Source organism: Microcoleus sp. SVA1B4, assembly GCF_036700545.1.
Lineage (GTDB): Bacteria > Cyanobacteriota > Cyanobacteriia > Cyanobacteriales > Microcoleaceae > Microcoleus.
Window position 1 is genome coordinate 18,805 of the sequence record NZ_JAUBPB010000054.1, and the last position, 20,040, is coordinate 38,844.

The 20,040-nt window shown below is 45.5% G+C and carries 18 protein-coding genes; 10 read left to right on the plus strand and 8 right to left on the minus strand.

Features of this window, described 5'->3' with window-relative positions:
• Positions 1-237: 237 nt before the first annotated feature.
• Entirely contained in the window at positions 238-1,428 is a 1,191-nt protein-coding gene (locus QT987_RS21530; protein ID WP_333244115.1) for a transposase, read from the minus strand.
• 186 nt (positions 1,429-1,614) lie between these two features.
• Between QT987_RS21530 and QT987_RS21535 the strand changes: the two genes are divergently transcribed.
• The 6 genes from QT987_RS21535 to cobT all read left to right on the plus strand — a co-directional run bounded on the left by QT987_RS21535 (position 1,615) and on the right by cobT (position 7,500).
• On the plus strand, positions 1,615-1,935 hold the full coding sequence (locus tag QT987_RS21535) for a hypothetical protein (protein ID WP_333244118.1): 321 nt from the start codon (positions 1,615-1,617) through the stop codon (positions 1,933-1,935).
• 604 nt (positions 1,936-2,539) lie between these two features.
• Positions 2,540-3,253 (plus strand): Crp/Fnr family transcriptional regulator, encoded by a 714-nt coding sequence (locus tag QT987_RS21540; protein WP_190663937.1) that lies wholly within the window; start codon positions 2,540-2,542, stop codon positions 3,251-3,253.
• Between the two features lie 90 nt (positions 3,254-3,343).
• Positions 3,344-3,841 (plus strand): universal stress protein, encoded by a 498-nt coding sequence (locus QT987_RS21545; protein WP_333244120.1) that lies wholly within the window; start codon positions 3,344-3,346, stop codon positions 3,839-3,841.
• 179 nt (positions 3,842-4,020) lie between these two features.
• Positions 4,021-4,782, plus strand: a complete 762-nt coding sequence (locus QT987_RS21550; RefSeq protein WP_333244123.1) for a DUF2232 domain-containing protein — start codon at positions 4,021-4,023, stop codon at positions 4,780-4,782.
• A gap of 188 nt (positions 4,783-4,970) precedes the next feature.
• Positions 4,971-6,182, plus strand: a complete 1,212-nt coding sequence (locus QT987_RS21555; RefSeq protein WP_333244126.1) for a transposase — start codon at positions 4,971-4,973, stop codon at positions 6,180-6,182.
• Positions 6,183-6,393: 211 nt separating this feature from the next.
• Positions 6,394-7,500, plus strand: a complete 1,107-nt coding sequence (cobT, locus tag QT987_RS21560; RefSeq protein ID WP_333244129.1) for a nicotinate mononucleotide-dependent phosphoribosyltransferase CobT — start codon at positions 6,394-6,396, stop codon at positions 7,498-7,500.
• A gap of 280 nt (positions 7,501-7,780) precedes the next feature.
• On the opposite strand, the gene QT987_RS21565 is transcribed toward cobT, so the two are convergent.
• Complete coding sequence (locus QT987_RS21565) at positions 7,781-8,179, minus strand: hypothetical protein (RefSeq protein WP_333244132.1); 399 nt, start codon at positions 8,177-8,179, stop codon at positions 7,781-7,783.
• Between the two features lie 468 nt (positions 8,180-8,647).
• Positions 8,648-8,806, minus strand: coding sequence for a hypothetical protein (locus QT987_RS21570; protein ID WP_333244134.1), 159 nt, complete (start codon positions 8,804-8,806; stop codon positions 8,648-8,650).
• A gap of 54 nt (positions 8,807-8,860) precedes the next feature.
• On the opposite strand from QT987_RS21570, the gene QT987_RS30010 reads away from it, so the two are divergent.
• Together QT987_RS30010 and QT987_RS21580 are read left to right on the plus strand one after the other, a co-directional pair.
• Positions 8,861-9,067 (plus strand): phycobiliprotein lyase, encoded by a 207-nt coding sequence (locus tag QT987_RS30010; protein WP_445299723.1) that lies wholly within the window; start codon positions 8,861-8,863, stop codon positions 9,065-9,067.
• Entirely contained in the window at positions 9,064-10,173 is a 1,110-nt protein-coding gene (locus QT987_RS21580; RefSeq protein ID WP_333244137.1) for an extracellular solute-binding protein, read from the plus strand. Before QT987_RS30010 ends, QT987_RS21580 begins: the two co-directional genes overlap by 4 nt.
• Positions 10,174-10,433: 260 nt before the next feature.
• On the opposite strand, the gene QT987_RS21585 is transcribed toward QT987_RS21580, so the two are convergent.
• The 5 genes from QT987_RS21585 to QT987_RS21605 all read right to left on the minus strand — a co-directional run bounded on the left by QT987_RS21585 (position 10,434) and on the right by QT987_RS21605 (position 17,635).
• Complete coding sequence (locus QT987_RS21585; protein WP_333244140.1) at positions 10,434-11,270, minus strand: YwqG family protein; 837 nt, start codon at positions 11,268-11,270, stop codon at positions 10,434-10,436.
• A 104-nt stretch (positions 11,271-11,374) separates the two neighbouring features.
• The gene (locus QT987_RS21590) at positions 11,375-11,905 is read right to left on the minus strand and encodes a hypothetical protein (RefSeq protein ID WP_333244143.1); all 531 of its coding nucleotides are present in this window, start codon (positions 11,903-11,905) and stop codon (positions 11,375-11,377) included.
• Between the two features lie 300 nt (positions 11,906-12,205).
• On the minus strand, positions 12,206-15,433 hold the full coding sequence (locus QT987_RS21595) for a PAS domain-containing protein (protein WP_333244146.1): 3,228 nt from the start codon (positions 15,431-15,433) through the stop codon (positions 12,206-12,208).
• Positions 15,434-15,992: 559 nt separating this feature from the next.
• A complete protein-coding gene (locus tag QT987_RS21600) occupies positions 15,993-17,123 on the minus strand; it encodes an aldo/keto reductase (RefSeq protein ID WP_333244150.1) in 1,131 nt (376 codons plus the stop codon).
• Positions 17,124-17,128: 5 nt separating this feature from the next.
• Positions 17,129-17,635 (minus strand): bifunctional nuclease family protein, encoded by a 507-nt coding sequence (locus QT987_RS21605; RefSeq protein ID WP_015176672.1) that lies wholly within the window; start codon positions 17,633-17,635, stop codon positions 17,129-17,131.
• A 242-nt stretch (positions 17,636-17,877) separates the two neighbouring features.
• Here QT987_RS21605 and ribE point away from each other — a divergent pair, with 242 nt between their 5' ends.
• Together ribE and QT987_RS21615 are read left to right on the plus strand one after the other, a co-directional pair.
• Positions 17,878-18,591, plus strand: a complete 714-nt coding sequence (ribE, locus tag QT987_RS21610) for a riboflavin synthase (RefSeq protein WP_333244153.1) — start codon at positions 17,878-17,880, stop codon at positions 18,589-18,591.
• 291 nt (positions 18,592-18,882) lie between these two features.
• The gene (locus tag QT987_RS21615) at positions 18,883-20,028 is read left to right on the plus strand and encodes a glycosyltransferase family 2 protein (protein WP_333244156.1); all 1,146 of its coding nucleotides are present in this window, start codon (positions 18,883-18,885) and stop codon (positions 20,026-20,028) included.
• Positions 20,029-20,040 lie beyond the last annotated feature (12 nt).

A 20,040-nucleotide genomic window follows, 5' to 3' on the forward strand; every position in this document is an offset into this window, starting at 1 on the left:
GAAACTTTACCAAAAAAAGACTGAAGTCAATCGATTTTAGATTTTAGATTTTAGATTTTAGATTGAAGCATTGACCTCACGGATAATTTCGGGGGGCAAGTTTCAGCGGATACAGGTTTTTTATTTCTCCACGGATAATTTCGGAGGCTTGTATCCTGGATGCTTGATTGTCAGGCGGCAGCGATGCCAATAGATAGATTGACACTCCCCGGCGTTTACGCGCGGGGATTCTTTAATCTACGAGCCAACTTGCTGAGGCAGGATTTCTCCAACCAAAGTAGAGGTCAATTCTCCTAAAGCGTTGCTTGGCTCAAGGCCAAAAGTTCCGGTATGCCCTACCGTACCCAATCCTCGACTTAGGATGTTTCTAGCTGCGTTTTCATCACGATCTAAGACACAACCACATTTACAGACGTGGGTTCTAGTAGATAGCGTTTTCTTGACAATTTCACCGCAACTAAAACATTCTTGGCTGGTGTATTGTGGATTCACCGCAACCGTGATTTTCTCGAATACTTGGACGAAGTATTCAAGCCAGATACGGAATTGATACCAAGATGCGTCGTTAATAGACTTGGCCAGACAATGATTCTTCACCATATTTTTGATTCTCAAATCTTCGTAGGCTATCAAGTCGTTTGACCCAACTACGCACCGTGCAAGTTTTATTGCATGGTCTTTACGTTGCCTACTTATTTTAAGATGGCGCTTGCCTAGAATCTGCCGAGCTTTGCCCCTGTTTTTTGAACCTTTTATTTTCCTAGATACACGACGCCCAGAGTGTTTGAGGACTTTTTCACCTTTTCTCAGAAATCTAGGATTTTCAACCGTAGTTCCGTTCGAGTCGGTGTAGTATTCTTTTAAACCCACATCTAATCCGATCGTAGTACCAGAGGGTTCTGTATTTTCTTTTCTATCAACATCCACGCAAAATTGAACGTACACGCCATCAGCACGTTTGACCAATCTCACCCTTTTTATTTGGCTGATTTGGTAAAAATGTAGATCGCGTGTGCCTTTTAGTTTTAACCGCCCAATTTCTTTTTTGTCGGTAAAGTTGATTGATTTTCGATCGTTAGCAAGTTTCCACCCCGTCGATTTGTACTCAACTGAGCGACCATCTTTCTGGAATTGTGGATACCCTTTTTTCCCCGCAATACCCTTCTTGCAGTTATCATAGAATCGGGAGATAGAAGACCATGCTCGTTCTGCACTGGCTTGTCGAGCCATTGAATTGAGTTCGTCGGCAAACGGGAAATTACGCGCCAGTACCGCGCAGTATTTATTCAAATCGTATTTGTCCACTTTTTTGTTGTCCATCCAATACCTTATACAGCTATTGCGGACAAACTTTGCGGTACGAATTGCTTCGTCTACTGCGTTGAACTGATTTGATTTTCCGTAGGCCTTAAACTCGAAAACTAGCATGGTTTTACCTCCTATCTTAGGCTACACAATTCAGCATAGGGCACTTGGTATTGCAACAAAGCTTTACAATTAAAGCCGTCCTTTTAGGACGGGGTTTTCAACCCTGTTTTTTGAGAATCTGAATGCGAGTCAGTCAATAATTAACTAATATTTTGTGACAAGTGTTAATTAACCTTTTGTCTTTGGATGACTTCTATTGTCTATGATAGGTTAGCCGGTACTTCCACACCAAATGCCCGTTTCTATCAACTGCAAATGCGATCGAATTCTCTGCCGGGTGGTTTCCTGTTTGCCGGCCCGAGGCCGATTCCTGGTCGGGATAGCTGCGATCGCACAAACTTTTGTCCTCACCCGCTACAACTGCCGATCGCACACCCGTCACCCCGAGTTTGGCTAGCGTGGCGGCGCGCCACTCTCTCTCGATCTTTCACCGACTGGGAAAAAACCTCAAACAATTTGCGAGTTGGGATGCCGGGATTCGGGATTGTCCCCGTACAGTTGGTTTGAGTAACCTTTTATTATAGCCTTTTATCTGTATTCATGGCTAGATACTAATGGTACAATAATCTTGGGGTAGCAGAAAAGTTTGCTGGGAAGTGGGTGGGTTTCGCTCGCCAAGAGCGCCAGCCTTTAGGCTCGCAATGGCTGTGGATTTTGCCGATCGTGCTGACATTGGCCAGGTTCCAGGCAGTTGCTTGGATTTGGGATCTGTCTGCCGTGGCACCCCTTGCGATCGTGGATTCTGCCTTCTCGAAAGCAAGGCCGAGTGACAACAAATCTCTCAGCAGTGTTAAGCTTGTCTTCGCGAAGTGCTTTCAAAGGTAATTCGATCGGCTCAGTCGTTTGCCACATAGCTAAAATTTTGTTAATAAAATTTGCTCAGTGGTATGTATCTAAAAAATTATGGTATATTCTTTAGTTTCTAGCTCCCAATCAGAGCTTGAGGCTATTAATTACCATATTGAGCCTTTGACCGCAAAACTTTAGAGGTAAAATTGCCGATTTTAGATCCTTGTTTCTCAAATCTGGAATCTCAAATCGAATGACTCGGCTGCAAGCTATTTGTAACTGCCCAGCGCAGCTCAAGCGCATAAATTAAAATGATGGCCTCATGGAAGACCGCTTTAACACCCGAGACCCGAATTCTAATATAAATCAATTGATAGTTTCTACTCCTTTTTTTGCAGGATTACCCGATCCTGTAATCGAGAGAGCAACTGTCCACATCGTTACCCGAAGTCATCCGTCAAATCAAGTGATTTTACTCGAAAATGACTGGGGAACATCAGTGTATTTTATATTGGATGGTTGGGTGAAAATTCGCACCTACAACCTAGACGGAAAAGAAGTAACACTGAATATTTTAGGGAAAGGAGAATTATTCGGGGAAATGGCCGCGATCGAAGAAGCACCGCGATCGACAGATGTGATCACCCTAGCCCCGACACTGATCGGCAATATGCCATCTCAGGATTTTGTGCAGCTCATTCATACCGAGCCTCTAGCAGGCATTCGCCTAGCTCAACTGATGGCGCGTCGCCTGCGACAAGTCAACCGCCGCCTGCGTTTACGAGAGTCCGACAGTACCTCGCGAGTAGCAGATATTCTCTTATTTTTGGCCGAAGGGCAAGGCAAAAAAATCCTGGAAACAGGAGGTACAGAAATACCGAACCTGCCACACAGAGAATTAAGCAGCCTCAGCGGGCTGGCTCGCGAAACAGTAACGCGAGTGCTCAGCAAGCTGGAAAAAAAAGGAACTATTCAGCGCGAACGTGACGTTTTGTGCATTCCCGACCTGCACGCCTTAGAGCGTCTGTTAGTCTAGAAGTATCAGAGTTTGCTTTTATTGAATCTAATTCAAAAGCACTCTCTGTTAACTAAGTGATATTAATGATTTCCTGCAGGAGGTAAAGCTGTGAGTTTTAAGAAAATTTTCGCCGCCTTAGATGATTCTGAACTGGGCCACCGTGTCTTCACGCAAGCTTTAGAATTAGCTCTGAACGATCGCGCCCAGGTGATGCTATTTAACTGCGTTACTGTCAGCACCATGGGGGAGACGGCAGTGCCAATTCCGGTAGATTTGGGCATGAATGTCGAGTTAATGGATCAAGCTTATCAAGCTCAACGTTTGCGGCTGGAAAGCGACGTAAAACACGCTTCGGGTTTGCTAAAAAATTACTGCGACGCTGCAGCAAAAAAAGGATTGCAGGTAGAATTTGACTGCAAAAAGGACGGCAATCCGGGGCATTGTATCTGTGAAGCCGCCGAAAATTGGGGCGCAGATTTAATAGTATTGGGGAGGCGCGGCCGCACGGGGTTCGCAGAAGCTTTCCTCGGCAGTGTCAGCAATTATGTCGTTCACCACGCATCTTGTTCGGTTTTGGTAATCCAGGAAGCCAAAATTGAAAAATAATGCTGCTGAAAATGTTTGCTGAAAAAATCGATCGAAAATAAGACTTGCGCTCCTGGCTGATTCCCGGTTTCTGCGAGCAATATTAAATTTGGCGGCGAGGCATCCAAACACTGAAACCGGGAATCAGCCGTTATCGGGGGCCAGTCCCGTAAAATCTAAAATCTAAAATCTAAAATCGGATGAGTGATTTTTTGTCAGCAGATGCTGCGTCTAATTCGGGTAGTTCACCCAGTACAAATAACGAGCCCCAAACCGCCGATATTTCAGCAATGACTGGCGATCGCCCAAATCCCGATCCGGGGAAGCACATCTCTGGGGAAGCGCCTTTAAGGCTGGTAGAAACGGCTTTTTTGGCAAGTACCGCTAGCTTAATTTGGCTGGTAAATTATTACTTTCCGCTGGGGCCTTTGCTGCGGGTTTTTTTTCCGATACCCATCGCCCTGGTTTACTTGCGCTGGGGCAACCGAGCAGCTTGGATGGCAGCTTTGGTATCGGGTTTGCTGCTGTCGGTACTAATGGGCCCGACGCGGAGCATTTTATACGTGATGCCTTTTGGAATTATGGGAGTTGCACTGGGAGGACTTTGGAGGCGCAAAGCGAGTTGGTCACTCTCTATTAGTGTGGGTGCTCTCATTGGTACTGTCGGCTTCTTTTTTCGGTTTTGGCTGCTGTCAGCCTTGGTGGGTCAGGATCTATGGGTTTACGTAACGGCCCAGGTAACAGAGATGGTGGAATGGGTGTTTGTGAAGCTGGGCTGGCTTAATGTACCGAGTTTGGACACAATTGGGGCGATCGCAGCCGGGATGATTTTGGTTAACAATATTGTCTATTTATTTGTAGTGCATTTAGTAGCTTTGCTGCTATTAGATCGTTTGGGAAACCCAATTCCGCGCCCACCAAGCTGGGTGGAAGTTTTGATCGATTATAACGATCAAGCATGAAAACCCCGTGACTTTAGTCCGGGGAAGAAAAACAGAAGGAGGCTAAAGCCTCCCATTTCCTTTGTTAGAACCAAGTTTTTACGACTAACTTTATAGTATACGAAACTTACGTGTAAAGCTTTGTGAACAACTCAAGTGATATTAAGCCGATGTTGTTAGCATAAGCATATCGTGATGAGGTCGAAGTCATGCTAGTTTTTGAATTCAAAGCATACGGAAAAAAGCAGCAATTTGCCGCTGTAGACGAAGCAATTAGAACAGTACAATTCATCCGTAACAAAGCATTGCGCTTTTGGATGGAAAACCAAAAAGTCAACAAGTATGACTTGAATAAGTACAGTGCTGTTTTAGCTAAAGAATGGACGTTTTGCGATGAACTCAACAGCATGGCTCGACAATCAAGCGCAGAAAGAGCGTGGTCGGCAATCGCCCGATTTTACGACAACTGTAAAAATAAAATTACCGGGAAAAAGGGTTTTCCGCAGTTTCAGAAAGACAATCGGTCGGTCGAATATAAAACGACCGGGTGGCGGATGGCAACTGACCGAAAATCTATCACTTTTACCGATAAAAAAGGCATCGGAAAACTTAAGCTGAAAGGGACGCGCGACTTACATTTTTATCAGCTTACCCAGATTAAGCGAGTACGCTTAGTCAAACGAGCCGATGGATACTACATCCAGTTTTGCGTTCAAGTTGACCGTTCCGAGAAGATTGAAGTTACAGGTAATGCTATTGGATTAGACGTGGGGCTCAAAGAGTTCTACACAGACTCTAATGGTGTTACAGTCGAAAATCCGCGTTTTCTGGGCAAAGGAGAGCGCCGACTAAAGAAAGCCCAAAGGCGGCTTTCAAAGCGAGTCAAAGGTTCAGAAAATAGAAAAAAAGCTAGGGTAATTCTAGGAAAACGCCACCTCAAAATAAGTAGACAGCGTAAAGATTTTGCTGTGAAATTAGCAAGATGCGTCATCCAGTCAAACGACTGTGTAGTCTATGAAGATTTGAGAATCAAAAACATGGTGAAGAATCACTGCTTAGCTAAATCGATTAACGACGCATCTTGGTATATGTTTCGAGTGTGGATGGAATATTTCGGTAAAGTATTCGGAAGGATTACAATTGCCGTGCCAGCCCACGGGACGAGTCAAGAATGTTCTAGCTGCGGAACCATTGTTAAGAAAAGTCTATCAACGCGAACTCACGCTTGTCGGTGTGGATGTGTATTAGATCGCGATCACAACGCAGGTAGAAATATCCTAAGTCGGGGATTAAGTACGGCGGGGCACGTCGGAACTTGGATCTTAGATCCGAACGCTTGTGGAGAGTTGACCGCTACCGATGTTGAAGTAATTCTGCATCGGCAAGTTGATTCTGCGAATCAAGAATCCCCTCGGCTTTAGCCAGGGGAGTGTCAAGAAGAGTAGTTATTGGACATGGGGCATGGGGCATGGGGCATTGCTAATTGCTACTAAATAACTAATGACTAATAACTAATAGACCTCTCCTGCAAAACAAGTCTTGAACAGGGAAGATGCCTGTTCCACAATAATTATTGCAGAGGTCTAATGACTGCTGACTAATGACTAATGACTACTGACTAATGACTAATTTATGATTGGTATTTATACAGAAATTGAACAGGGGCAGCGGTGGCTCGATCGCTATCGAGGACGAAAACCGATATTTGCCTGCGTGTTAGGATTTACCGCGACAGGCTTAATTCCGGGGATTTCAGCAGCAGGAGCAACCCCGCACGATCGACAATTTACTTGTTTAGCCGATGCAGAATTTTTGTATAACGGCCCCCAACCGTCGCCCCAATATCCTTTGCCGCCCCTAGAAGCGGGTGCCTCGCCGGTACTAATATCTCGCGCTGTAGTCGAAGCTTTGGAACTTCCGCTTTACCTATTTAATGCTGGTTTGCCCCTCCCACCTCCCGTACCTGCAATTGACTTGGGGGGCACTCCGGCAAAGTGTCTGATTTCTGGGAATGCTTTAGAACTCGAAACAGTCAAACATTTGCTCGAACAAGGATTAATTTGGGGAGCTAAATTGGCTGCTCAAACTAATGGCAGTTATTTAATCTTAGGCGAGTGCGTAGTTGGGGGAACGACTACTGCTTTGGGCGTGTTAATGGGTTTGGGTATTGCAGCGGCGGGCAAAGTTAATAGTTCTCATCCTCGCTGCAATCACGCTCAAAAATTGGCTGCGGTGACAGCGGGACTCAATAATGCTGAGTGGGAAATTAACGGACAAAACAGCACTCCCCTGGAATTGGTAGCGGCGGTGGGCGATCCGATGCAAATAGCGGTGGCGGCAATGGCGATCGCCGCGAGTCAGACTTGCGGGGTGCTTCTGGCCGGGGGTACGCAAATGCTGGCGGTGTACGCTTTGATGGAAGCCTTAGCCCGTGAATATGCTCTGCTATGGAGTCCCGAACAAGTTGCGGTGGGGACTACGCGCTGGGTAGCCGAAGACCCTACAGGAGACACTGTAGGACTTGCTAATGATATCGGCGGTGTGCCTCTGTTCGCCGCGCAGCTAAGTTTTGCGGGCTCTCGCTACGGGCAACTGCAAGCTTACGATCGCGGCTATGTTAAGGAAGGTGTCGGTGCGGGAGCGTGTGCGATCGCCAGTGGCTTGACTGCAAATTGGACTCCCACTCAACTCCTCCACGCTGTTGAAGCTTTAGCCTCGCGCTGTGAGATTAAACATTAAGTAGATAGTTATAACAATCGATGCCAGATTTGTGAACTTCTCTCTTTCTTCTCTTTCTTCTCTCTCTGCGTCCTCTGCGCCCTCTGCGGTTTGTAAAAAAATCTTGTTCACCAAAGAAATAGCCTTCCTATTTCTACACAATATCTCCCTTTCATGCAGTATTCCCCCTGCTAATTGCGGGAGATAAAAAACTCTATGCAATGAATCTATAAGTAGACGAGCATAAATCAACGCAACTTGTATTTTTTTTGAATTACTACCCGATCCCCGCTAGCAATATTTAATTAGGCCCGCCTAGATGTTGCGAGTGCATTCTTTTGGAGAGCAACTGTTCTTCCAAGGCGGCAATTCGATTGTAAGCTGCTGTTAGCTGAGCAGTTAAGCGCTGGATTTGAATCTCTGCGCTCAGCTCTTTTTCCAGGCTTTGAGAATTCTTGTCGAAGTAGCTGTCATCTAACAGTATGTCTTTGTGTTCGAGGAGGCCGTCAAGAGTGCTGTAGCTTTGATAGGGCGAGGTTTGGTCATTTCCTAGCGTTCCAGAGCGATCGTTTCTCTGTTGCTGAGTCAGCTTCGTCTCCTTGGCCGACTCCAAGAGCTTTTCATTGAGGTTTTCTATGAGTTTGTAGAGGGCCTCGACTTGTTGGCTCAATACTGTAACTTGCTGGCGGAGCGCTTCCATACAATTATCCTTTGGCTCGTAACTTAATATCTTTACATTTTAGGTAAATCTTTACATAACTTGGATTTATCACTAAATTATTTAATTTTTGACTTAATTGTTGTGTTCCCAATCCTGACGGTAGATTTAGGGAGCCAGCTTGAAGATAATCGATCGCCATTGGTGAGTCGATTGTAGATTTTAGATTTTAGGTTTTAGATAGTCTTAGACACAGGAACCGGGTGGGTTAACCCCCATACTTCGTTCAAACCTTCAATCAGAGTTAAAAAATCTGGTTTATGAGAGTCGGATCGCACAGCGTCCTATTAGATTGACTTCGCTCTCGCCCGTGCTTTCAGGATTTAGATGAGTGGATTTTTAGTTTTTTTAGTTATTAAGCTGTCACCGATTTAAAAAGGATTTTTTACTTCGGTTGTGTAAAAAGCCTCATCCAACGGCAGATGGCAGCGCTCTCGTTGTTTCGTTATATTAAAAAATGTAACACAGATGCAGTCGATCGACCCGGCTGGCGAGCACAACAGGCTCAAAGGAACTTGCAGCAGAGAAATTAGGCGTTAAGTTGAGGGAGTTTTCGGCATCGGAAAGCTCGATCGACAAGGTAGAAGGTAAAATCAGGGCAAGAGCCAATCGATTGCGCGATTTTAGATTTTAGATTTTAGATTTTAGAATTGAAGCATTGACTTGCGCGAGATAAATTCGGGGGATTGTATCCTGGATGGTTTCGGTCAAACAGACTCTCTTCGCAGCAGAACCGAGTACAATGGCTCTGTGTTTGAAAAAGAAATAAGACAAATCGGCGCCAACTACCGGACTCGACAAACAATTATTTCCCCGGCTGTAGAACACAAAACGATGGGTCAATATTTAGAAAAGCGGATTGACAGGTGAAACGAAGGTCTTTGCTATTGGGGGCCGCCACCCTAACTTTAAGTCAATTGGCGGCAGGCTGCGACTCGAAGCCGATTCTCAAAATTCGATCGCTCAAAAACGGTATTCCGGCCCAACTGGTAAGCAAATTTAGCCGCGATGTACAACCGTCTCCGCTGTTACAGGTAAGGCAAGAAGCACAATTAAAAGAATTATTCGCCCTGTTGCAGGAGTGGAAACGGGTTCCCGAATCAAAAAATCAAGCTAACTTGGTGATGTTGGGAGATTACTGGCTGACTTTGGCAATTAGGCAAAAATTGATTAAGCCGATCGATCCTGCTAAGTTTGATAATTGGGAACAATTGCCCGAAAGATGGCAACAACTGGTCAGGCGCAACGATGACGGGAAATTAGATCCTAAAGGTAAAATTTGGGGCGCACCTTACCGCTGGGGAAGTACGGTAATTGCCTATCGAACCGACAAATTTAAGGCTTTGGGGTGGACTCCGACAGATTGGAAAGACTTGTGGCGAGCCGAATTGCGGGATCGAATTTCTCTGCCAGACAGTGCCAGAGAAGTTATCGGTTTAACATTAAAAAAACTCGGAAAATCTTACAATACGCAGCAATTAGATCAAGTCCCAAATCTCAAAAAAGAACTCGCAAATCTGCACCAACAAGTTAAACTTTATAGTTCTGACGCTTACCTGCAACCATTAATTTTAGGCGATACTTGGTTGGCAGTAGGTTCTTCTGGGGACTTGCTGCCGCTGCTGCAAACTCAAAAAGATATTGCTTTAGTAGTTCCGGTTTCTGGAACTGCACTGTGGACAGATTTGTGGGTACAACCAGCATCAGGGAATCCAGTTTCTTTAGTGGAAAAATGGATTGATTTTTGCTTGCAGCCTCGGGTTGCTCCTCAATTATCTTTGCTGGCTAAGGCTAGTTCGCCGATAATTGTCGGCATGAAACCCGAAGATTTGCCGGAAGCTGTTCGCACTAATTCTGTGTTGTTGCCGGATGCTAAGATTCTTGCTGCTAGCGACTTTCTGCTGCCGTTTGGGGATGCGGGGATTGCCCAATATCGATCGCTCTGGCAAGAAACTAGGCAAGTAGTGAGAAGTTAAAATGTAGGGTGCGTCAGTCAACAGCCCAAAAGCGCCGAGAAAATCATCAAAACTGACGCACCTTAATTGTAGGGTGCGTCAGTCACCAGCCCACACGCGCTTAGAAAATCATCAAAACTGACGCATTTTAGTTGTAGCTGTAAGGTGCGTCAGCTCTTAAATTCTCAACACTTCAAAAAATAACCTTAGCTGACGCACCCTACTACTGCGGACTGTAACGAAAAAGTTTAATGGTAGCATCCCACTGGGATGCTACCATTTTAATGACAATCGTAATTATAAATCACCTGAGAAAAATCTAATTTTTTCAAGTCCTCAGCGCGAATAAAAAAGTTGCCTACTCCACAATCACCCCAACAAATATGATTATCACTCATCATTTGTAAGAGCAAAACTTTATGGTCTTTGTATTGCTGACTCTCCTCACGTGGGTCATCTTGTGTAAAGTAGGCATAACCCCCTATTTTAGTCTGATAATTACCTATATTAGCATGATACCAGCCTTCTAATTTGTAGTTATTTGCTCTCATTAAATCCGATAAATTTTCTCTTTTCGCTGCTTCAAAAAAATGTTTGAACTGATAGTCTGATCGACAAACCCACTCATTGTCAGGATTAAACTGTAAAGCCAAACATTCTTGCGAATTATTCACGTATTTATAGTTTAAAGGTGAAAAGCCCTCCAATTCTTGATTCAACAAAAAAGCAAAATCTGTTTGACAATTATTTGTGTCAATTTCGGAAAAATACAATATTTTAAAATCTTTTTGATTGTCCAACTTGTCTAAATCCATGCCATAAAAATCTGTGTCACCGATATAAAACTGCAAAATTCCTTTTTTGGGGAAAGGCGCTAAATATGGCACTTGGGCAAAGATTTCCTCAAAATTGAGTTGTGCCAAAAGGTGCATATATTTTCCATCACTATCTTTGGGAAAATCGTAACCTTTCGGCAAGTAAGGCACTCCGCCAAATTTGCTTGACCAGAAATCAGTCGCCTTTCGTTCGTAAGTGATTTTGATAACAGGCTTTTCTGAACTTTCAATTTCTTGGCGAAACGGTTCTATTTCAGCAGGAAGATCAAGGTTTGTTTTCATTTTTTACTACGTATTATAAACTGCATTTGTCAGCTCAAATGCACGGTGCGTCAGCTCTTGATTTATCGATTATCCAGAAAATTACTCGCGGCTGACGCACCCTACTAAAATCCTTTCACCCTTCCTCGAATACCGGGATTTGAGAGAGATTCTAACTCAATCCGACAGTTAAGCCGATCGCCCTTGCACGAATAAACTGCCAAAGCTGTCCCTTGACGGTTGCAAACTCGCACATTGTAACCATAATCGTTGGCGACAGTGCCAAAGCGGTTAACAAACTGATAGCGTTCCATATAATCGAGCAAACTCCAAAGTTGGCGATTGACTATGAGAATTACCCAAGTATTGCCGGGATCGACAAACCAGCGATCGAGCAATTTGCCGCCAAACTGTTTTTGAGCTAACCACAGACTCGGCACGCTTTTTTCGGTTTGCGAAAGCGGAGGCGGCGGGAAATTAGCAGCGTTGCCAGTCGGGCAGACCGGCTCCTGGGAAAAGGCCGCAGATTGCTCCCACAGCAAGGCTCCGAGGCACGCAGAACCCGCAATCAGGAACAAAAATAAACTTTTTGTCAAAATGCCGTGTTTGCGGCGATAAACTTGATTTTCCTGGCGCATTTTGTGGTAATTCATCATATTATTAGACAAGATTGCATAAATCATTCATTGATACAGAAACCGCAGATGTAAGGCAGATAAACACGGATAAACGCAGATAATTTTAAATTACTCGTTACTAGGCTGGAGCCTAGTAACGCAGATCCGGAGGCTCTGCCTCCATGTTTCCAAGCGAGGCAGAGCCTCTAGATTTAGGTTCCCAGGCTCCAGCCTGGGAACCAGTTAATTTTATTATCCTTCAGTCCGCGAAGGCGGACATTGTTTGTATAGTAGCGGTTTCAACCGCCGACTCTTCTTGCTCTTATTTCTGCAAAATTATTAAAATTCCGATCGCCTAAACAATGAAGCAGGCAGACAAGCAGTAAAAGTAGAACCGCAATTCAACTCGCTATAAACTTCAATATCGCCGCCCATCATCTGACAGAAACGCTGGCTGATAGTCAATCCCAAACCAGTACCGCCGTACTTGCGAGTAGTTGAATTGTCGGCTTGAGTAAAAGGTTGGAACAGTCGCTCTTGCTGTTCTGGTGTCATGCCGATGCCCGTGTCCGTCACTCGGAAAATTAAAAATTCTGCATCCAAAATTAACAGTTGAGAAACTCTCGGTTGATATTTATTTTTTAATTCTTCACTGGTAATTCTTTCGACGGTAAGCACGATCGTCCCATTAGCAGAAAATTTAGCAGCATTGCTAAGCAAATTCAGCATTACCTGCCGCACTTTCATCAAATCGCCGTGCATCGCGCCGATATTGTCAGAACTCAATACTTGCAAAGTATTGCCGTTTTTATCCATTAGCGGTTTGATCGTTGTTACCACCTCCTCGATTAAGCCTCCAACATCGAAGCTTTCGAGGTAAATCTCCATCTTGTCAGCTTCAATTTTGGAAATGTCGAGAATGTCGTCAATTAGGCGCAGCAAGTGTTTGCCAGCAGTGCGAATTTTGTCTAAATCCGAGACTACCTGTAAGTTGCCTAACTCTTCGGCATCTTCCGCTAGCATATCGCTGTAGCCGATAATCGCGTTGAGGGGAGTGCGTAACTCGTGGCTCATGTTTGCCAGAAAAGCACTCTTGGCGCGGTTGGCGAGTTCTGCGGCTTCTTTAGCCAACTGCCATGCTTCCTCAGCGTCTTTGCGTTCAGTGATATCCCGCAGTGTCGCCACCACCGCTTCGACGCTGCCGTCTGTCGCACAAAGCGGGCTGAGAATGTACTCGTAGTCGCGGGTTCCCCAGCTTGCGGTGGGGACAATTACTTCGCCTTTCACGGGCTCGGCTGTGGCAAATATGCCGTCGCATTCTTGGTGAACCCGCTGCATAATTGTTGGCGGCCAGCCTAATTCCTGCCAGGTTTTGCCAATCATTTCTCTGGGGTTCATGCCGGCAGCTTGAGCGGCGGTGCGGCTGACATAGGTGTATTTTCCCGATCGATCTACTAGAAAAATTAGGTCAAGAGAAGCGCCGAGAATGCCGTCAACTGTTCTGGCGTGTCGGGCTACTTGAGCCGTCATTTGTCTGACTGTGATGGCGCCGCGGACTCTGGCGGCGAGTTCAAACCGCAAGAGTTCGTTGGCTTGTTTGAGGAATAGGGTGCGCTGTTCGACTTCTATTTCTAGTTCTGCTTTGGCTTTTTCTAGGGTGAGTTCGGCCAGTTTGCGATCGCTCACATCTGTAGAAATTGTACCGACTGCATAAGCTTTACCTTTGGAGTTGCAGAGGGGAAATTTCAGAGAAATATAAGTGTGCGGGCCGTCGTCTTGAGGGATGATTTCTTCGATGGTTAGAGGCGAGGAGGATTCGAGAACTTTCAGGTCGTTTTCTCGCAAGGCTGCTGAAGAGTCTAGGGGAAAAATATCGCCATCAGTTTTACCTGTTATTTGCTCTTTGGTGATGTCGAACAAATTGTCAAAATGGCGGTTGGTGAGCAGGTATTTTCCGTCAAGGTCTTTGATGTAAATTACTGCTGTTGAGTTGTCTAAAATCGCTTGCAGCAGTGCTTCGCTCTTTCGCAGGGCTTTTTGAGTGTTTTGGCGATCGACTATTTCTGGCTGCAATTCCAAGTTGAGGCGATTTAAGTCTTGCCAAGCTTCCTGGACTAGATTTAAGGCGATCGCGCTTTTTTCTAATTCTGTATTTTCTGTATTTACCTGCCGCGACTGGTTTGAGACGGAGTTTTCGGGCAATTCTAGGGGTTGGAAAGCGAGCGGGATGTGGGGATTTGCGATCGGGCGAGCGCCCGCCAATTTTTTATTATATCGAAAATCTACGGCTAATTGACCATCTAAACTCGATTTTTTGGGAAATAAATCGGGGAATTCGCCGAAATTTAAATTGTCATAAATTATATCAAATGTCCGCGATTGCTGCGGCAGTTCGGCGCTGGAGTTAAATGCCCAATTCCCCTCTGCTGTTGATAAATCCGAGTTAGCGGGTTTGGCAATCCGGCGAGTGACGGCAACTCCCAAGGCGAAGGGAACAATGGCAGTCGCAGACATGGCCAGCAGCCAGTTGTTTTCCCACCAAGTTGCGATCGAGCTTTTGGGGATAAATCGCACTAAAATTGCTGCGGGTTTTCCCCCTAAATTGCCAAGGGATTTGGCAGCTACTGCATAAGTTTGACTGCCTGTTTGTACGTTTCCGGCGACTGGTTTGCCGCCTGCTGCGAGTGCAGATTTCAGCAGCGATTTCTCTGCCAGCAAGTCTGGTAACTGTTGGTTTTTTGTAAATGTTTGCGAAGCCAAAACAAATTTGCCGTCAGCCAGCGGTGCGTAGATAGCCTGATATCCGCCGCCCTGTAATTTGAGGGTTTCGGTGTTAGCAACCGCCGAAGTTTGGCTGATAATTTTTTCTAACACTAAGGCCGCAATCACTGTCTGATTTTTGGGATCTTTTATGGGAATTGCTGCGTAGTGGAGGAGAACAGGTCGATCGCCCTTTCCGGGCGACAAAGATCCCAATTGTTCCTGAAATTCTGATTTAGCAATGATTTCGGTAGCGGTAATTGGGTTTTTTGTAGCGAATACTCGATCGACTATTTGTTGCAGGTTAAAACTTTTTCCCTTCTGGTTAGAGTTGACGCTAACCATTATCTGCCTGTTTTTTCCAACTAAGGCCGCGCTGTCTATTTCCCCTGTTTTGACTTGATTTTCTAGAATTTGATTGACAGATTTGTGCAAATATGATAATTTTTTACCGCTGTTGTAAGATAAGGCTATTTGGGCGATCGTTTTGCTGTCAGAGGAGTTTTGCAAACGATCGGCGGCGCGATTGAGTTGGAGATTGTAGTTAATTTCACTAAGGCTCAGTTCAGATTTAGCTTGATTTTGCAGTTCGTTGCTTCCAACTGCCGATGTTAGCCAAAGTGCTGCTCCCGTTAGTCCGACTGGCAAGATTGTTTGTAAAGTCAGCAGTCCGATTAGCTGTTTTTTGGTAACAGATAACTTGTAGGTACAGGGCTTGAAAGCTGCTTTCAATCTTCTTTCGGAAGTCGCAACTTTAGTTTGTTGCCGACAATTTTGCTGGCTGTCGTTTAACTGAGTATGAGCCATAGTAGTAAATGCGGGATCGGTTGTAGATGACAGGCCATCAATTAATCGGGAAGGCAATCAATCAATTTTAGATTTTAGATTTTAGATTTTAGAGCTAAGACTTCGGCGTGAGCGCTCAGTTGAACGATTTTAGATTTTATATCTAATTGGGTTAATCAATCGTCATAAAATTATTCGGTATCGCCCGCGCCCACCCAGCAAGAAAATGACTGGGGTATTCTCAAAGAAATCAGTTTCTCGGTGTTAATCAGATTGTCTTATTTAGTTGTTTTTACATCTACTGTCGGCTCCTATTTAAAGTGTGTTGGGAGCATCCAAATGAGTGCTTTGACAAGAGTGCGAGCCGGAGAGTTCCCGCTTAGATGTAGGCTTGGCTGTGCAAGATACTCGCACTCCTCAAAAAGGCTTTTTGCCATGTTGCGGGAGGCTGGCCCATAGACTCGCCAAACTAAGTAGTTGTTCGATCGACTGTATCCTAAATTTACTTAAACCAAAGTTTAGCGTAATTATTGCAAAACTTAGATACGCTCGATCGCCTTTTCCCTGCTTCACATTTTTTTCAATCCCACAACCGCCTGCCTGCTTTGCCACCGAGTCGCTGGTGAGTATCTTTGAGCAGGGTTGGGATGTCTAACTCTTCGGGACACCGAGGTAAACATTCGCCGCAATCGGTGCATCGGTTGCCTTTGCTGCCAGGAAACCAGTGTCCGGCATTTTCAAACATGGCGTAGCGGTATTTGCCAAAGTCAGTCATGTCGCACCCGACGGCGAGATTGCGGAGTCGCAATACTTCGGGAATGTTGATGTTTTCCGGGCAAGGCAAACAGGCATAGCACTGGCTGCATTTGTCGGTTTTCAAAGTGGCTGCAATAACCGATTCTAGCCGATCGAACGCAGCGATTTCGGCGTGGGTGAGGGGAAAGTCGCGATCGCAATATTTCAGGGGTTGCTCTAATTCTGTGGCATTTGCAGGGCCCACACTCAAAGTCCCAATCCTCGTATCGCTAAGTAAAAACCGATAGTTTAACTCTAAGGGCGAGAAAGGCGAGCACAATTGTGCGAGAGTTTCCGGGGGCGTGTAGAGTTGCCCTCCTTTATCGGCTGGGGAAATGATGAAAACGCCCATATCTTTGTGCTTGGCGAGTTCAATTGCCGGGGCGTTGCGCTGAAAAAAATAGTAGTAATGCAGATTGACAAATTCAAACAAATCTGTATTGATTGCCGCCAAAATCAGATCTAGAGGCCCGTGAGTGGAAAAGCCGACGTGCCGAATGATCCCATCGGCGAGGGCTTTGCGTACAGCTTCCATGCAGCCTGTGGGCGATCGCACAATCGCCAAATGTTCCCAAGTATTCAAACCGTGAATTGCCAGACAATCGATATAGTCTAAATTCAGGCGTTTGAGGGATGCGTCGATGCAGCGTTCCATTGCTGCTGCATCCTCGGTTGGGGAAATTTTTGTAGTGACGTGGAAGCGCGATCGATGGACAGACAAACCAGCCGACAGGGCCGCACCGAGATATTCCTCGCTGCAACCGTAACCCGCCGCCGTTTCCAGGTGATTGATTCCCTGAGACAGGGCCTGTTGTACAGTCTGACAGGCAGTTTCCTCAGAAGCCAAATAGCGCATGGTTCCCAAGGAAAATACAGACAGGTGCAACTCCGTTTTGCCAAACCGTCGATAGCGCATAAAGTTTAGGAAGTTTCGCCCGGGCCCAAGCCGCTTCTCTTAATCAAATCCTCTGGACGGAGGTTTGAGATAAATTCCCGGAAGGCCCGGCGTTCTGCCTCATCAGCATCTCGATCGACCGGTATCGAAGCATCGGCGACGACTTCTTCCATCACCCAGATGGGGCAGTTCGTTCGCAGGGCTAGGGCGATCGCGTCGCTAGGTCGGGCATCGATCTCTTTTTTAACTTCTCCCTGACGGACGATCAGGACGGCATAAAACGTGTTATCTTGCAGCGAGTGAATAACTATACGCTCCAAGGTAAGACTCCATGCCTCTAAGAAATTGACCATCAGATCGTGAGTTAAGGGTCGAGGAGGCTTGTGGCCTTCGATCGCGCTAATAATAGCCTTTGCTTGCTCCTGACCGATATAAATAGGCAAAGCCCGTCGCTCAGTAGCGTCTCTCAATAGGACAATAGGACTGCGCGTGGCTGCATCTAAGGCAATTCCAGCGACTTTCATTTCAATCATTCGATCGGCCTCATAGAATTAAGAAACTGTAAGGCAGTAGAGAACTTGGACATAAAGATCACCTAAATCCAGTATGACTCGATCTTCGCCTGAATCTGCAACTGATCTGGGACTATCGATTTTAGATTTTAGATTTTAGATTTTCGATAGACTCCGGGGGAGAGGGGGACAGCAAAACCTCCTGCGTCTGGTTTGTGCCTGTGGTTTCATGTAAATAAGCGATCGACTAAGGAAAAATACTTATGTTTACAGGACTAATTCAATCTCTCGGAAAACTGAAGTCGCTAGGCAACGATTATTTCCAAATTTCCTGCACATCAAACAACTCCTACCAGATTTTACAAGATTTAGCCATTGGGGACAGCGTAGCCGTGGATGGAGTCTGTTTGACGGTAGTGGAAGTTCTGCCGCAAGGTTTTGTCGCCGTCGCTTCCCCAGAAACCCTCCGCCGCACTACTCTGGGATCATTCCCCGATGCTTTGGTGAACCTAGAAACCTCCCTGCGCGCCGGTAGCAAATTGGGGGGACATTTTGTGACGGGGCACGTAGATGCGATCGGCACTTTAGCAACATCAACCCAAACCGCCAACGCTTGGGAGATGCGCTTTACTGCCCCACCAGCAGCAAATTCGGGATGGCAACGTCAAATCGCACCTTACATCGTTTCCAAGGGCAGCATCGCCGTCAACGGCATCAGCTTAACCGTGGCAGATTGCGATGCTGACGGTAATTGGTTTGAAGTTGCTGTCATTCCCCACAGTTTTGGTGAGACAAACCTCAGCTATTTGCAACCAGGAAGTTTAGTAAACTTAGAAGCAGATATTCTGGGCAAATATGTCGCCAAATTTCTCCGCAGCGGCTCAAAATCCCATCCCGAACCTTGGGAAGAAGATTCCGCAATCAACAGTTTAGGAACAATTACACCCGAATTCTTAGCAGAACACGGATTTATGTAATCAATGAAACAATAAAAATCATTGCTGAACGAAGTAGCTGTGGGCCGACTAGCATCTTTTTATCATTTAGAATATAACTTTTAGTTGTAGTCTATCACCATTCTCTTGCTTTGCACAACTCATTGATACGTGCTATATACCATTGACGTTGAACAGAGAAGGCGGTACAATTTTTATTAGGGGTTTCTCGGCTATCTCTTCCAGCGACTGTGTAAGTCCTGACTGCGACGAGTGTAAGGTAGATATGCCAATCTACAAAGAAAAAAAATTGAAAAATCTTGTTAAAAAGCAATGCAGCCAGATTCTCAAAAATCTCCCAATTTACCTCTCGTCTCAGTCATTATCCCTGCATACAACGCTGAGCCATTTATTGAAGAAACTCTGAAATCAGTTTTAGCTCAAACTTATCCAGCAATTGAAGTTTTAGTAGTCGATGACGGTTCCCAAGATCGAACCCCTGAAATTGTCGAAAAATTTGGCCAAAAAGATTCTCGCGTCCAGCTTCTGAAACAGCCAAATTCTGGAGTCGCTGTTGCTCGAAACTTAGGAATTCAGAAATCCAGAGGAGAATATATTGCCCCCATTGATGCCGATGATATTTGGTATCCTGAAAACATAGAAAAACAAGTTGAATCTATGTTGGAGGGAGGGGAAGAAGTAGGGGTAGTCTATTCGTGGACAGTGGACTTAGATGAAAAAGGATTGCTAACAGGAGGATTCCGGTCTTTTAGAATTGAAGGTGACGTGTACGCCACCCTAATCTGCCACAACTTTATAGGAAACGCGAGTGCTTCTATGATCCGTCGCAGTTGTTTGGAAAAGGTGGGGGTTTATGACAAGACATTGAAGGAAAGGAATGCTCAAGGCTGTGAAGACTGGGACTTATACCTGCGGATAGCAGAGCTTTATCAATTTCGAGCCGTGCCGGAATTTTCCATTGGCTATCGCAGAATGTATAACACTATGTCTACCAACTATACGACAATGGCGAATTCTCAATCTTTGATGCTGCAAGCGGCCAAGCAACGGCATCCCGAAATTCCCGATTTCCTGCACCGATTATCTACCAGTAATTTTTTGCTGTACTTAGCGAACCAAAGCAGCCGCAACGGCCGCGATCGCACCGCGCTCTTTTGGTTATTCCAAGCTTTAAAAACTGAGTGCATCTCACCCTTATTACGTTCTGGCTTTTACATAGTATTGGGAAAGAGCCTTCTAAACCTATTATCCCAGTCTGGGAAACATCAGGATGCTCTAGATGCACCTGTGAGAGTAGAAGATACGCCATACTCTGAGAACCAACCGATGGGCCGGGAGGTGTTGGTAGAGCTCCGGCGCAAAAAGATCGAATTCATGGTAACGATAGGGAACATTTTTCACCAGTCAATTTCCCTCCTTGTCCAGCGAAATCAACCAAATATTGACACGCTCCCTTAAGTAAAAATTAGC

Bases quoted from the DNA above. Each gene is read 5' to 3' on its own strand.
- QT987_RS21530 (WP_333244115.1), bottom strand. From the start codon at position 1,428: ATGCTAGTTTTCGAGTTTAAGGCCTACGGAAAATCAAATCAGTTCAAC.
- QT987_RS21535 (WP_333244118.1), top strand. From the start codon at position 1,615: ATGACTTCTATTGTCTATGATAGGTTAGCCGGTACTTCCACACCAAAT.
- QT987_RS21540 (WP_190663937.1), top strand. From the start codon at position 2,540: ATGGAAGACCGCTTTAACACCCGAGACCCGAATTCTAATATAAATCAA.
- QT987_RS21550 (WP_333244123.1), top strand. From the start codon at position 4,021: ATGAGTGATTTTTTGTCAGCAGATGCTGCGTCTAATTCGGGTAGTTCA.
- QT987_RS21555 (WP_333244126.1), top strand. From the start codon at position 4,971: ATGCTAGTTTTTGAATTCAAAGCATACGGAAAAAAGCAGCAATTTGCC.
- cobT (WP_333244129.1), top strand. From the start codon at position 6,394: ATGATTGGTATTTATACAGAAATTGAACAGGGGCAGCGGTGGCTCGAT.
- QT987_RS21565 (WP_333244132.1), bottom strand. From the start codon at position 8,179: ATGGAAGCGCTCCGCCAGCAAGTTACAGTATTGAGCCAACAAGTCGAG.
- QT987_RS21585 (WP_333244140.1), bottom strand. From the start codon at position 11,270: ATGAAAACAAACCTTGATCTTCCTGCTGAAATAGAACCGTTTCGCCAA.
- QT987_RS21590 (WP_333244143.1), bottom strand. From the start codon at position 11,905: ATGATGAATTACCACAAAATGCGCCAGGAAAATCAAGTTTATCGCCGC.
- QT987_RS21595 (WP_333244146.1), bottom strand. From the start codon at position 15,433: ATGGCTCATACTCAGTTAAACGACAGCCAGCAAAATTGTCGGCAACAA.
- QT987_RS21600 (WP_333244150.1), bottom strand. From the start codon at position 17,123: ATGCGCTATCGACGGTTTGGCAAAACGGAGTTGCACCTGTCTGTATTT.
- QT987_RS21605 (WP_015176672.1), bottom strand. From the start codon at position 17,635: ATGATTGAAATGAAAGTCGCTGGAATTGCCTTAGATGCAGCCACGCGC.
- ribE (WP_333244153.1), top strand. From the start codon at position 17,878: ATGTTTACAGGACTAATTCAATCTCTCGGAAAACTGAAGTCGCTAGGC.
- QT987_RS21615 (WP_333244156.1), top strand. From the start codon at position 18,883: ATGCAGCCAGATTCTCAAAAATCTCCCAATTTACCTCTCGTCTCAGTC.